Origin of the sequence: Pseudonocardia sulfidoxydans NBRC 16205 (genome assembly GCF_007989085.1) — a bacterium.
In the GTDB taxonomy this organism is placed as follows: domain Bacteria; phylum Actinomycetota; class Actinomycetes; order Mycobacteriales; family Pseudonocardiaceae; genus Pseudonocardia; species Pseudonocardia sulfidoxydans.
On sequence record NZ_BJVJ01000001.1, the window covers coordinates 188,591 to 201,979 of the forward strand.

The following is a 13,389-nucleotide window of genomic DNA, read 5'->3' on the forward strand; positions in this document are numbered from 1 at the left end:
CCTAGATCACCTGATCGTCGCGGTACGCGCGGACGGCGTCGCCGGAAAGCCCGAGAATTCCTGCGAACACGTCATGGTTCGCCTCGCCCATCACCGGCGCCGCCGTCCGCAGCCGCGGCCCGTGCTCGGAGCTGATCGCCCCCATCTGGAACTCCCGCGTGCCGAGCGCCTCATGGGTCGCCGACTCGAAGTAGCCGCGTTTGCGAAGCGGACCGCTGTTCATGACCTCGTCGACCGATGCCAGGGGAGACACCGGGATGCCCCATCCGTCGAGCAGACCGATCACGTCGTCGCGTTCCCGGGCACGGGTCCATTCCGTGAGCCGGCTGTCGAGCAGACCGCGATGCGCGGCTCGGCCGGTCGGCGACGCGAGCCGCGGGTCGGCAGCGAGGTCGGAGAAGCCGCAGCCCTGGGCGAGGCGGGCCCACTGCGCGTCGTCCTGGACGGAGATCGCGCACCACGATCGGGTTCCCGCACACCGGTAGAGCCCGGCCGGGGCGTCGTGCGAGCCGTAGGACACGTTGCCCCAGGGGACGAAGGACCGATCGCCGACCTGATGGTCGAGCAGGGCTGTCGAGGTCAGTGCGATGGACGCTTCCACCTGGCTGAGGTCGATCGAGGTGCCGGAGCCCGTGACGTCGCGCTCCCGGAGCGCCGCGAGGACGGCGAGCGCACCGAAGTAGCCCGCGACGTGGTCGCCGTAGGAGTAGCCGAGCCCGGCAGGTTCGGCACCGGGCCGCCCCGTCATCGCGTGCAGGCCGCTGACAGCCTGCATGATCGGGGCGAAGACGACGTGTCCTGCGTCCGGGCCGCTCGAGCCGAACCCGGTCATGCTCAGGTACACCAGCCGGGGGTTGACCGATCGCATGACGTCCCAGGACAGCCCCCAGGACGCCAGGACTCCGGGAGAGAAGTTCTCGACGACGACGTCGCTCTTCTCGATCAGGGACAGTGCCAGCGGCATCGCGTCGGGGTGACGCATGTTGAGGGTGATGGAGCGCTTGTTCCGGTTCAGGTTGTTCCACAGCCCGCTCTGCTCGGGCGACGTGGGGTCCGCGCCGGGTGGCTGGACGCGGTACCGGAGCCCGTCCGGATGGTGCGGCCACTCGACGCGGATCACCTCCGCGCCGAAGTCGGCGAGCACCTGGGTGCACTGTGGACCCGAGATCACCCACGTGAAGTCGAGGACCCTCACGCCCGACAGCGGCAGCGTCGGGCCTGCCGGTCGGGTTCGCCCGGTCGACACGGTCACCGCCCCTGGTAGCGGCCGGGCCGGCGGTCACGCCAGGCGAGGACGGCTTCGCTGCTGTCCGCCAGCTGTGACAGCTCGGTGCGGACGGCCTTCTCGAGATCCAGGAGCCCACGGTCGGGGCCCTGCCGGACGAGTCTCATGAGCCGCTTCGTGGTCTGCACGTGGCGGGGTGGGAGCGCGGCCAGCTTCGCGGCCCACCTGCGCGCCTCTCCCATGAGGTCGTCGGGTGCCACGACGGCGTTCAGCATTCCCACCGAGAGGAGGCGGTCGGCGGTGATCCGCTCGCCGAGCAGGCAGAACTCGGTCGCGACCGCCCAGGGCAGACCCTCGACCCCGGCGAGCCAGTAGGGACCCAGCGTGCCGGTCGGCACCTCGGCCATCGCGAACTCGGCATCCGACGAGGCCACCCGCACGTCGCAGTCGAGCACCATGTACCAGCCCTGGCCGATGGCGAATCCGTTGACCGCAGCCACCAGGGGCTTGTGGGTGTCGGGCAGGCCGAACATGTTCGCTGAGCTCGAGTACGTCCTCGGGCGGAGCCTCCCGTCGCCCGCGGAGATCCCCTCGGCCTGGGCCTTGAGGTCACGCCCGGCGCAGAACGCCCGGCCGGTGCCGGTCAGGATCGCGGCCCGGACCGCATCGTCCTCCTCGAGTCGCCGGAACGCCTCGACGAGGTCGGACCGCATCTGCTCCGACATGGCGTTGAGCCGGTCGGGCCGATCGAGGCGAATGAGCGCGACATCGTCGTCGACGTCGTAGGCGACGAGGCTCATCGTGCGCACTCCCCGCTCGGCCCCTGTCCGGGGGCCGGGGTCGCTCCAGTACGGCGGATCACCTCTGCGAAGGGGACGTCGGTGTCGACGCTGTGCTCGCGCGGCAGGCCCAGCAACCGTTCGCCGATGACGTTGCGCATCATCTCGTTCGTTCCTCCGGCGATGCTCTGCGATCGGCCGGCAAGGAACGCGTGTGCCGTCGCGGCCTCCGCTGCCGAGCCCTCCGGCCAGGACAAGGCCGCCGCGCCTGCGATCTGCAACCCGATCCGGGCACGCTCCGGCGTCACGGTGCCGTGCGCGAGCTTCACGTAGGCCGCGAGACTCCCCGGATCGGCGACGCCCGCCCTGCTCAACGCGATGACGCGGGATCGCAGCTCGGCCATCACGACGTCCGCGACGTGGGCACGCGCCACGAGATCGCGCACCTGCGGGTCGTCGCGTCGGCCCACGCCATCCGCCAACGCGACCAGGTCCGGGGCGAGCGCGTCGGCGGGGTGCGCGGCGTCGGCGGCACCACGGCTGCCGCCACCGCGTTCTGTGGCGAGCATCGTGCGCGCGACCGACCAGCCGGCGTCGACCTCTCCGACGACGTCGGCGTCCGTGAGCTCGACCCCGTCGAGGAAGACCTGGCAGAACTCGGACGCCCCGGTGATCTGGCGCAACCGGCGGATGGTCACACCCGGGGCGTCCATCGGAACGGCGAACCACGTCAGGCCCCGGTGCTTCGGCACGTCCCACGACGTGCGTGCCAGGCACAGGCCGTGGTCGGCGAAGTAGGCACCGCTCGACCAGATCTTCGATCCGGACACGGTCCACCGGTCACCGCTGCGGGTGGCGCGCGTGCGCACACCGGCGAGATCGGACCCGGCGTCGGGCTCTGAGAACAACTGCACCCAGAGGCTGTTCCCGGCGACGACGTGTGGCACGTGGCGGGCCAACAGCTCCGGCGATCCGTGGGCAAGCATCGTCGGGACGCAGATTCCGAACGTGGTCTGTCCCAGCACGCCGAAGTCGGGGGTCCGGAAACCCTCGGCCTCCTCGTTGAACACCCTCTCGTGCCTGCTGGACAGTCCCTGCCCTCCATAGGTCGACGGCCACGCGATGCCGGCGTACCCGGCACTGCACAGCTCCCGTTGCCGACGCCGCTCCTCGGCGAGGAAGCCCGGGTCTACATCGGTGGCTCTCGGCCTTGGCGAGCCCACGGGTTCCAGGTTGGCCTCGAGCCAGCTACGTGCCCGCGCGCGGTAGGCGTCGAGATCGGCGTCCGACATCTCAGGCCACCTCCCCCAGGCCGTACGCCGGCCACAGCGACGCCCGCTGGGCCCCGGGATCACCGAACAGGAAGGCGTCGGCGGTCATCCGGCGCATGTAGAGGTGGTGCTCGTGCTCCCAGGTGTATCCGATGCCGCCGAGCACCTGCAGACAGTTCTGGCCGAGTGTGATCGCGGCGTCTCCGATGTATGCCTTCGCCACGGCGACGTACCGCGTGAAGCCCGGCGTCCCGTACGCGTCGGCGGCTGCAGCCAGGATCGCCTGGCACGCCTCGAGGGCCAGGCTGGTGTCGGCGAGCAGATGCTTGACCGCCTGGAAGGAGCCGATCGGCCGGCCGAACGCGACGCGGGTACGTGCGTACTCGAGGGTCGTCCCGAAGTCGCGAGTCATGGCACCGACGGCGTCCGCCGCGGTCAGGACCGCCGCGACGCACAGTTGGTGGACGGCGAGCTCCCCGCCTCGGCCGGGCTCCCCCACCACCGCGGACCGCCCCACCCGCACGCCGGTGAAGCGGACGGCGCCGAACCGGCGCGTGACGTCGAGACCCTCACGGGGCGCGACCTCCAAGCCGGGCGTCGCGGTCGGGACGACGAAGATCGTCACACCCGACGGGGACCCGGCCTGGACCAGGACCCAGTCGGCCGTGGCAGCCTCCTCCACCAGGACGGCGAAACCGTCGAGAACGAATGCGTCCCCATCGACGGCGTAGCTCACGGCCGCACCCGGAGCCCATCGGCCGCACCCATCGGTCACCGCCCACGTCGCCGTTCGCCGACCTTCGACCAGGGCGGGCAGGACCTCCTCCCGCTGCAGCGCCGAACCGGCGAGACCCAGGCTTTCGGCGACGACGTTCATCGCGGTGAACGGGCCCGGCTGCAGGTTGGCGCCTCGCTCCACCGCGATCGCGACGACGTCCGCCAGCGGGGACTCCGAGACGCTGCCGCCGCCGAGCTCCGCAGGTACCAGCATCGCGAACCAACCGAGCTCGCCCGCTGCCCGGTGGTAGCCCCCCGGGGCCGGCGCGCCGACGTCGGACGTCCGCAGCGCCTCGACGGGCGAGTGGTCACGCGCGAAGCGAGACGCGGCCTCCGCCAGCAGCGCTCGCTCCGGTGGGCACGGAAGTGCATATGTCATGTCGTCCTACTCAGGGCGGTCGGGAGAGCGGTCGGATGTCGCAGCCGACGGGGTCGGGAGCACGTCAGTCGGTGGCAGGAAGTGGCTTCGCTTCCTTGCGGACGAGTTCGACCCCGTCGGCGGCCATCACTCCGCTTCCGGCCTTGGTCACGAGGAGTTCGATCGCACCCGACGGGTCCGCGTACCGCTTGCCGAGCTCGTTGGCCGTTGCCGCCTCTGTGTCCCCCGGCTTCGCCGGCGACGTGTCCGAGGGTCCGAACGCGAGGAACGGCTCCCCGCCACACGTGAGGTCGAGGTCGACCGCAGGAGCGCGGACGACGACCACCTCCGTCGAGGACACCGTGCTGCGCAACCTGCTCCCTGGCGTGATCTTCACCGGGCCACCTCCGTGACGGTTCCTGATTGTTTCTGCGCCGAGCCCCGCGGAGTCGGCGGGTCCGGCTCGGTCACCAGTGCGGCGACATCGCGGCGGGCGAGCTTGCCGGTCGGCCCGTACGGCAGGTCGGCTCGGAACACGACGAGGTCGGGTGTCCGGGAGCCTCGGAGCCGATCGCGTACGAAGGCCCGGACCGCATCGGCGTCGAGTTCGGATTGCTCGGCCGAGGCGCCGGCATCAGCTCGAACCACAACGGCAGCGATCCGTTGCCCCCACTCCTCGTCGGGGATACCGACGACGCTGACGTCACGTACGAGGGGGTGGCGAACCAGGACCTCCTCGATCTCCGACGGGTGGATGTTCTCGCCACCCCGGATGATGACGTCGTCGACCCGGCCGCCGAGGAACAGGTAGCCGTCGTCGTCGACGAATGCCCGGTCACGGGTCGCGAACCATCCGTCCGCATCGAGCGCGGACCCGCCGTCGGTGTACCGGGCCGAGACCTGTGCCCCCCGGACCCAGAGCTGGCCGATTTCTCCGGCAGGAGTCTCGGCGCCGTCGTCGTCTCGGATCTGCACGTCGACGCCCGGGACCGGGCGCCCGACGGACCCGAGCTTGTCCGGCCGACCGCCGGCCCTCGATGCGCGATGGTCGTCGGGGCCGAGGACGGCGATGGTCGCGCTGGTCTCGGTGAGGCCGTACGCATTCGTGAAACCGACGTCCGGGAACAGGGCGAGGGCCTGGTCGAGCACCGGCATGGCCGTCGGCGCCCCGCCGTAGGCGAGCGTCCGAAGGGTGGGCACCCGGGGTGGGACCCCACCGGTCGCCTCGACGATCCGCGCCAGCATCGTCGGGACCACCATGGCGTGGGAGACCCGTTCCCGCTGCACCGCGTCGATCCATGCCTGCGGGTCGAAATCAGGCAGGTACACCAGCCTGCGACCCGAGTAGACGTTCGACAGCGTCGCGCCGACACCGGCGACGTGGTACGGCGGTACGGCCACGAGTGTCGCGTCGTCGGGCGACGCCGACGCGAGGTCGACCGTGCCGAGCACGTAGCTGGTGAGGTTGTCGTGCCCGAGCTCGACGGCCTTGGGCCTCGCCGTCGTCCCGCTCGTGAACAGCACGACTGCAGGCCCGTCGGGGGCGGCGGCGACCTCCGTCGGCTCGTTGTCGCCGATCGCCCCGGCGATCCAGACCGCTTCCCTGTGGACGACGTCGACGTGGGGGGCGAGGGCCGGCGCGCACCCTTCGTCTGCGATGACCAACGGTCGGTCGAGCCGACCGAGGAGCCCGGCGAGGACCTCGCCGGGCAGGCGGTAGTTCAAGGGCACGAAGGGCACACCGGCTGCGGCGGATCCGAACAGCAACTGAGGTACCGGTGGCCCGTTGAGCCCGACGAACGCGACGGATCGGGCGCCACTCCGGCGAATGGCGGTCGCGATGCGGAGCGAACCCGCAACGAGCACGTCGTAAGTCGCGTCACCGTCGCGGGGGCCGAGCGCAGCACGTGTGCCGTCACGTTCGGCCATCAGCTCGAGCAGCAGGTGAATGTTCATGACCCGGCTGCTCCGACGCCTCGCAGGGCCGTCATCGACACTCCTCGTGGTCCGCTCTGCACTCGGTCGGCGCTGGACGATCTCCGCAGATTTGGGCGATCGCCTTAGTCACTCGCCCAACTCGGATTTTGGCCGATCCCCGCGCGCTCGTCAACCGCCACTTCCCACTCCCTCGACGGTCCCGTCGAGCAGCTCACGGACCCTTGCGAGCCCGTACACCTCGGCCGCGGTGTCGTGGAACAGGCGGCGCCGCTCGGCGGGACCGAACACCCGCGTCATCCGCTTGTAGGCGTTCCACAGCATCGTGTACTCGCACAGGTACCCGTCGATCGGGAAGTTGCCCTCGATCATCGATCGTTCAGGCCCGAACGAATCAATCGCGAACCGCAGGTCCGCGCCCCAGTGGCCGGCGATGACCTCGGACGTCACCGGGCCGCGCAGCTCAGCCGGATCGGTGGTGACATAGCTGCCGATCCCGCCGATCTTGATCGTCACATTGTCGATGCGAGCCAACTCCGCGATCCCTCGCCGCCAGACGGTGAGCACGTCGTCCCGCCCGGCCTCGCGGTGACGATGACGACTGCGGGACGGGATCACGGGCGCACCCATGTGGTCGACGACGATCGTCGTCGCGGGGACAGACCGAGCCAGGGTCGCGACAGCAGCGAGCTCGTCGTACATGACGTGCAGATCGAGCACCAGCCCCCGGCGGCCGAGCTCCGTGGCACCGACGATCATCTGCGGGCACGTCAACCAGTCGGCCGGTGGCAGCGGCTGCTGCGCGTTGCTCGCCCGGAAACGGATGCCCTTCAGGCGGTCCCCAGCCGCGTCGCGATGTGCGTCGAGGACCTCGCGCAGCCTGCGGTCCGGCAGCATCAGGTCGGCGAACGCCACGACTCCCCTGACGAGCCCGCCCGGCGACAGCAGCCCGGCGACCCAATCCGTCTCGCCCACGGGGGCCAGGTGAGGCGACGATCCCGGAGGCCGGTACGCGGTCTGGGTCTCGACGTAGACGGTCTGCAGGACGCGGTGCCCGCTGACGTCACGTGCAAGATCGTCCAGGCCGTAGGCCCCGTCGTGGAACGGAGACCCCGGGAGATACAGATGATGGTGCGGATCGCAGATGGGCAGATCCGGCTCCAGTGCGTGCTCAGGCATCGACATCCGCCGACGTCCGTCCCTTCGATCAGGCCGTCGCATCGACGGGCGTGGCCCTGGTCCGCCGCACGCGCGCGGCGGACCAGGGCCACGGACAGGCCGGGCTCCTCCCCGCGCCTCAGCAGCTCGGCTGGTAGCGCGACCAGGGCTCACCGGGTTCGTTGCCCGTGAACTCGGTGAGGATCATCCCGCAGGGCCCGTTCGAACCGTCATGGTCGTCGGCCCCGAAACGGAGGGTGTAGCCGGCCTGCCCGAAGTGCGGCTGGTAGTCGGTGATGCCCTCGATCGCCTTCGCAACGGCGGTACCGTCGTCCGGCGAGCCGGCCTTCTCGATCGCCGTCTTCGCGAGGTACGCCGCGTCGTAGCCCTGGGCGTCGTACGCCGTCAGGCGGGTGAAGTCGGACCGCTCGCCCTTCAGATACTCGCCCAGGTCGGCCGTCCGAGGGTTCTTGTCGGTGAGCGAGGCGATGAACACGACGCCGTTGAGGGCGTCGGGCTGAACCTGGTCCCAGACATCGGGCTGGTTGCCGATCGACGCGAGCGAGAACCGTGGGATCTCAGGGGTCTGGAGGTAGGCGGTGTTGTGGAACAGCGCCTCGATCGGTCCACCGAGCGTGGAGAGCAGGATCGCCTGGGGGCGTGCAGAGGCGATGCGCTGCACCTGGGCCGAGACGTCACCCGCGTCGGCGGGAGCCTGCTCGGTCGAGACGACCTCGATCCCGGCGCCGGTGATACCCGGGATCAGGACCTTGTTGATGGCGGCGATCGTCGGCGACGCGTCCGAGAACACCGCGATCCTCGTGATGCCGGCCGCCTTGAACGCGTCCGCGTAGAGCTTCGCGACGTCCGGCGTGCCGTTGGCGATCAGGAAGGAGTAGTCGCCCTGCGGAGCCGCGATCAGGTTGGTACTGAAGGTCGTCGGCGCGAACGACGGTACGTGCGCCTCGTACACCAGCGGCTTCGACTGGATCGCTGCGCCCGCACTCGTCGTGAAGAACATGACGTCCGCCCCACCCTCGAGGAGCTGACGGGTGACCGCAGGCGCGCGAGTCGGGTCGCTGTCGTCGCTGGCGACCTTCACCTCGACGGGACGCCCGAGGATTCCGCCCTGCGAGTTGATTCGCGTCGCCGCGTCCTTGATCGCCTGGGTGGTGATCACGCTGTAGCTCGACGAGGGTCCGTTCGCGTCCTGCTGGACCCCGAAGACGATCGGCTCCCCGGGTGGAGCCGATCCGGCTCCCGACGGGGCACCCCCGCTGGAGCAGGCGGCCACCGCCAACATGGCGCAGCCGATGGCAAGTGCAGCTGGTCGTAGGCGCATGTGCCCTCCGGTCGAAGCTTCGAGGTGGCATCTAAACCGACACCTGTATTCCCTGAGTTGCCGTAACCTAGCTAGACTCACCCGCGCGGTCAAGCGAGGTCACTGCGGCAGTCACAGACCTGGTGCGTTAAACATGTATCTGTTTCTCGTCGAGTTGCGTCCAATGGAGGGATCGACATGCACATCGTCGTGCTGGACGACTACCAGCGGCTCGCGTCGCGGATGGGACGGTGGTCCCGCCTCGGCCCGGACACGACCGTGGAGGCGATCGGTGAGCACGTCGAGGGTCCCGATCTCGTCGCAGTCCTCCGTGGAGCCGACGTCGTGGTCGCGATGCGCGAGCGGACCGCGATCACCCGGCAGCTCTTCGAGCAGCTCCCTCGCCTCCGGCTCGTCGTCACTACGGGAATGGTCAACCAGGTGATCGACTTCGTCGCCGCGGCCGACCACGGTGTGACCGTCTGCGGAACCGGCGGCCTGGTCCTTCCCACCGCGGAGCTGACGTGGGGACTGATCATCGGGCTGCTGCGGCACATCCCGGCCGAGGACGCCGCGGTCCGGGCGGGCGGATGGCAGCACACCCTGGGCACCGGGCTCAACGGCAGAACACTCGGTGTCGTCGGCCTCGGCAGGCTCGGGGCGTCGGTCGCGCGGGTCGGGCAGGCATTCGACATGGACGTACAGGCCTGGAGCCCCAACCTCACGGCGGAGAAGTGCGCAGAGCACGGCGTCCGGCCTGCGACGAAGGCCGCGCTGTTCGCCACGTCGCACGTCGTGACCGTCCACATGGTGCTCGGGCCCGCCACCCGTGGACTCGTGGGACGCACCGAGATCGGGTCGATGCGCCGCGACGCCGTGCTGGTCAACACCTCCAGAGGCCCCCTGGTCGACCAGGACGCACTGGCGGAGGCCCTCCGGGAGGAACGAATCGCGGGTGCGGCCCTCGATGTCTTCGAGCGCGAGCCGCTGCCGGCGGCGGACGTCTTCCGCTCCCTGCCGAACACCGTCGTGACCCCCCACATCGGTTACGTGACCGACGAGACGATGCAGGTGTTCTACGACGACATCGTCGAGGACATCCGCGCGTTCCGCGCGGGAGCGCCGATCCGCGTCATGACCAGCGGTTGAGGCCACGACCGTCACCCCATGCCGAGCGCCGCCCGGTAGGCGTCGTCGAGGGCCGCGCCACCGCGGACGTCGGCAGCTGCGAGCTCGCCGCGCACCAGCACGTACCCGCGGTCGACCACCGGCCCGGCGGCGCCCAGCGAGGGCATCGCGAGCAGCACGGCGACACCCTCCCGCGTCAGGTCGACCATGGTCTCCAGGAGGCTGTTCACCACGACGGGGGCGAGTCCCGTCACGAGTTCGTCGAGGAGCAACACCCGGGGCCGGCCGAGGAGCGCGCGTGCGACCGCGAGCATCTGCTGTTCGCCTCCGCTCAGCACGCCGGCGAGAGCCCGGGACCGGGTGGCGAGGATCGGGAACCGCTCGATCTCCGCGTCGACGCGTTCCGGCCCGACCCCGAGCAGATCCGCCATGATCTGCAGGTTCTCCCGGACCGTCAACCGCGGGAAGAGCTGCCGCCCCTGGGGGACCAGTGCGAGACCCGCTCGCGCCCGGGCACGGACCGGCGCCCCGTCGACCGGCCGGCCGTCGAGCAGGACACGGCCGGTAGCCGGCACGGATCCGTACATCGCGAGCAGCGCGCTGGACTTCCCGGCACCGTTGGGGCCGACCAGGGCCGTGACCGCGCCACCCGTGAGTTCCAGCGACACGTCCCGTACGGCCGTCGCCTTCCCGTACACCACGCGCAACCCGTCAACGGAGAAGACCGTGGCGCCCCCCACGGGTGCGATCGTCGCCGCCCGGTCATCCGCGCTGCTCATACACACCCTCCCGTGACACTTCGCCGACGAAGTAGATCCGTTGCATCTCCTCGCTCGCCAGGCACTCGTCCGGAGTGCCCGAGAAGCCGACGCTCCCCTGGTCGAGCACGACGACACGATCGGCCAGCGAGGACACGAGGTCCACGTTGTGGTCGACCAGGATGGCACCACGGCCCTCGTCCCGGACCTTCTCGACGACGGCGGAGATGCCGGCGACACCGTTGGCGTCCGCCCCGGCGAACGGTTCGTCGAACAGGACGACCCGCGGCTCCTGCACGAGGACACGGGCGACCTCGACGAGCCGTTGCTCGCCGAGGGTGAGATCCGCGCACGGTCGGTCCAGCCGTTCGAGACCCATCACGTGAGCCGCTGCCACCGCGCGGTGCACGTCGGCCGCGACGACGCCGCGGACCATGCCGTCGAAGACGGCGGCGACCATCCCCCACGGTGTGCCCAGCTTCCGCGCGGCGACGCCGACGAGGATGTTCTCGGTCACGGTCAGGTCGAGCGCCAGCAGCGGATGCTGGAAGGTCCGCCCCAGGCCGGCCCGGGCTCGTCGGGCCGCCGATCCGTTGAGCCGCCTGCCTGCCAACGTGAGTCGGCCGCCGTCGGCCGACTGCGTGCCGGTGATGATGTCCACGAGCGTCGTCTTGCCCGCCCCGTTGGGGCCGACCAGCCCGACGACCTCACCGGAGCGGACCTCCAGGTTCACCCCTCGGACCGCCTGCACGCCGCCGTAGCTCTTGGTCAGGTCGGCGGCCGCGAGCAGCACATCTGCGGGTGGGTTCACGACGCCCCCCCACGAAGGGTGTTCGACAGGCGGTCGACCCCGGCGCGCAGCTGACCGAGGAGCCCGTTCGGCCACAGGAGCAGGATGACCAACGCCGCCAGGGAGAGCACGAGCGAGCCGGCGTCACCGGGCAAATGGACGTAGACCGTGAGGACGACGACCAGTGCGGCGCCGAGCACGGCACCCCAAGCTGTGCGCACCCCTCCGATGAGCGGCATGAAGATGGCGAGGAACACCAGGTTGGGGGTGAATGTCTCCGGGCCCACGCCGGAGTTGATCGCCGCGAAGAAGGCGCCACCGAGCGCGGCGACCGCCGCGCCGAGTCCCTGGCCCACCAGGCTGAGGGCTTGCGTGCCGATCCCCGATGCCTGGACGGCCGCTGGGACGTGCCTTTGCGCCCGCAATGCCACCCCGAAGTTCGAACTTCGCAGGCGGTCGAACAGCACGGCGACGACCCAGGTGAGGACGACGGCCGTGACAAGCAACCCCCAGCGCGTGATCTCGAGTGAGCCGATCGCGGTGAGGGGGATACCGCGCAGACCCGTCGACCCGCCGGTGAGTCCGGTCGCATCGAGGAGCCACGCCTCGAATGCTGCCGCAGCCAACAACGTCACGGCGGCGAGGTAGAAGCCGGACAGCCGCCGTGTCGCGGCGCCGAGCGCGACCGCCACGAGCACGGCGATCACGATGCCGACGAGCAGGCACGGGAGGAGGGGCCAGCCCAGTTCGAGGATGCCGAATCCTACGACGTATCCGCCGACAGCCAGGTACACGCTGTATGCCATCGAGAGCGAGCCACCGAGTACGAACGGCACCCACATGCCGAGCGCCAGGAGGCTGTAGGTCGCCCCCAACGCGACGAGGCCCTCCGCATAGCCGCTCCCGGCGCTCCAGGCGAGCACCGCCCCGCAGGCGAGTGCGCCCACGACCGGGCCGACAAGTCCCCTCATACCCGCACCGTCCGTGTGAAGAGCCCGGTCGGCCGCGCGACGAAGAACGCCAGCGCCACCGCCAGGGTCAGGTAGTCGGTCGCCGCGCTGCCGAACCAGTACGACGCGAAGGTCTGGGCGAACGCGAGGAGCAGCCCTCCGGCGAGCGGGCCCCAGAACGACCCGGTCCCACCGACGACGAGCGCGAGGAAACCCCAGAGACTCCAGGTGAGACCGGTCTGGAAGTGGACGCCTGCCTTCGGCGCGAACAGCACCCCGGCGATCCCGGCGATCAGTCCGGCGATCCCGAACGCGAGCAGGCGGACACGCGCCACCGGGAGACCGAGCAGTCGGGCCGCCGATTGGTGGTCGCCGACGGCCCGCAGGAGCCGACCCGTCGAGGACCGCCGCGCCCACGTCGCGACCAGCACGAACGTTGCCAGCGTCACGACGGTCAGGAGCACCTGTGCGGGGGTGACGACGATGCCCGCGAAGCGGAACGGAGCGTGCCGCCAGACATGCTGGCCGGGCGTCAGTGCCCTGCCGAAGATCAGCCCAGCGAGCTGTTCGATGATGAAGAGCACGGCGACGACGGCGACGAGCGCCGGCAGCGGATCCGTGCCGGACTTGCGCTCGACCGACCGGATGACCAGGACCTCGGTCAGGACCGAGAGGACCACCGCCCCGAGGATTCCCGCGAGGATCGCAGGGATGACCGGGACGTCCCCACTTCGCACCAACCAGGTCGCGAAGAGCGGCGCAAACATCGCGCACGGCCCGATGCCGAAGTTGAAGAACGCCGATCCCTCCAGGACGAGGAGGAAAGCCAGGGCGAGCAGGGCGTAGAAGAGCCCGAGTTCGATCGCCGACACCGCGATGTTGGCCAAGGGCACGTGTCTAACCGCCCTTCACACGGGAAGCCGCAACACACTCGGTAGC

At 70.4% G+C, this 13,389-nt stretch carries 13 protein-coding genes; 1 reads left to right on the forward strand and 12 read right to left on the reverse strand.

What is annotated here, in order from left to right; all coding sequences use genetic code 11:
* Nucleotide 1: 1 nt before the first annotated feature.
* The 8 genes from PSU4_RS00845 to PSU4_RS00880 all read right to left on the reverse strand — a co-directional run bounded on the left by PSU4_RS00845 (nucleotide 2) and on the right by PSU4_RS00880 (nucleotide 8,938).
* Nucleotides 2–1,195 (reverse strand): CaiB/BaiF CoA transferase family protein, encoded by a 1,194-nt coding sequence (locus PSU4_RS00845; protein WP_186816673.1) that lies wholly within the window; start codon nucleotides 1,193–1,195, stop codon nucleotides 2–4.
* A gap of 53 nt (nucleotides 1,196–1,248) precedes the next feature.
* Nucleotides 1,249–2,025 (reverse strand): enoyl-CoA hydratase/isomerase family protein, encoded by a 777-nt coding sequence (locus tag PSU4_RS00850; RefSeq protein WP_147101664.1) that lies wholly within the window; start codon nucleotides 2,023–2,025, stop codon nucleotides 1,249–1,251.
* Nucleotides 2,022–3,296 (reverse strand): acyl-CoA dehydrogenase family protein, encoded by a 1,275-nt coding sequence (locus PSU4_RS00855; protein WP_147101666.1) that lies wholly within the window; start codon nucleotides 3,294–3,296, stop codon nucleotides 2,022–2,024. The genes PSU4_RS00850 and PSU4_RS00855 overlap by 4 nt, the downstream gene beginning before the upstream one ends.
* A 1-nt stretch (nucleotide 3,297) precedes the next feature.
* Nucleotides 3,298–4,431: an acyl-CoA dehydrogenase family protein gene (locus tag PSU4_RS00860; RefSeq protein ID WP_147101668.1), complete on the reverse strand. Its 1,134-nt coding sequence runs from the start codon at nucleotides 4,429–4,431 to the stop codon at nucleotides 3,298–3,300.
* 64 nt (nucleotides 4,432–4,495) lie between these two features.
* Entirely contained in the window at nucleotides 4,496–4,807 is a 312-nt protein-coding gene (locus tag PSU4_RS00865; RefSeq protein ID WP_147101670.1) for a hypothetical protein, read from the reverse strand.
* Nucleotides 4,804–6,366, reverse strand: a complete 1,563-nt coding sequence (locus tag PSU4_RS00870; protein ID WP_147101673.1) for a class I adenylate-forming enzyme family protein — start codon at nucleotides 6,364–6,366, stop codon at nucleotides 4,804–4,806. The genes PSU4_RS00865 and PSU4_RS00870 overlap by 4 nt, the downstream gene beginning before the upstream one ends.
* Nucleotides 6,367–6,516: 150 nt before the next feature.
* Entirely contained in the window at nucleotides 6,517–7,524 is a 1,008-nt protein-coding gene (locus PSU4_RS00875; RefSeq protein WP_186816674.1) for an amidohydrolase family protein, read from the reverse strand.
* A 118-nt stretch (nucleotides 7,525–7,642) separates the two neighbouring features.
* The gene (locus PSU4_RS00880; protein WP_147101677.1) at nucleotides 7,643–8,938 is read right to left on the reverse strand and encodes an ABC transporter substrate-binding protein; all 1,296 of its coding nucleotides are present in this window, start codon (nucleotides 8,936–8,938) and stop codon (nucleotides 7,643–7,645) included.
* An 84-nt stretch (nucleotides 8,939–9,022) separates the two neighbouring features.
* Between PSU4_RS00880 and PSU4_RS00885 the strand changes: the two genes are divergently transcribed.
* On the forward strand, nucleotides 9,023–9,973 hold the full coding sequence (locus tag PSU4_RS00885; RefSeq protein ID WP_147101679.1) for a D-2-hydroxyacid dehydrogenase family protein: 951 nt from the start codon (nucleotides 9,023–9,025) through the stop codon (nucleotides 9,971–9,973).
* An 11-nt stretch (nucleotides 9,974–9,984) separates the two neighbouring features.
* Here the strand turns inward: PSU4_RS00885 and PSU4_RS00890 are convergent, their stop codons facing one another.
* From PSU4_RS00890 to PSU4_RS00905, 4 genes are read right to left on the reverse strand one after another with little or no spacing between them, the layout of a single operon-like run.
* Nucleotides 9,985–10,731 (reverse strand): ABC transporter ATP-binding protein, encoded by a 747-nt coding sequence (locus tag PSU4_RS00890; protein ID WP_147101681.1) that lies wholly within the window; start codon nucleotides 10,729–10,731, stop codon nucleotides 9,985–9,987.
* Nucleotides 10,715–11,521, reverse strand: coding sequence for an ABC transporter ATP-binding protein (locus PSU4_RS00895; RefSeq protein ID WP_222596123.1), 807 nt, complete (start codon nucleotides 11,519–11,521; stop codon nucleotides 10,715–10,717). The genes PSU4_RS00890 and PSU4_RS00895 overlap by 17 nt, the downstream gene beginning before the upstream one ends.
* On the reverse strand, nucleotides 11,518–12,471 hold the full coding sequence (locus PSU4_RS00900; protein ID WP_147101684.1) for a branched-chain amino acid ABC transporter permease: 954 nt from the start codon (nucleotides 12,469–12,471) through the stop codon (nucleotides 11,518–11,520). The genes PSU4_RS00895 and PSU4_RS00900 overlap by 4 nt, the downstream gene beginning before the upstream one ends.
* On the reverse strand, nucleotides 12,468–13,343 hold the full coding sequence (locus tag PSU4_RS00905; RefSeq protein ID WP_147101686.1) for a branched-chain amino acid ABC transporter permease: 876 nt from the start codon (nucleotides 13,341–13,343) through the stop codon (nucleotides 12,468–12,470). Before PSU4_RS00905 ends, PSU4_RS00900 begins: the two co-directional genes overlap by 4 nt.
* Nucleotides 13,344–13,389: the final 46 nt, after the last annotated feature.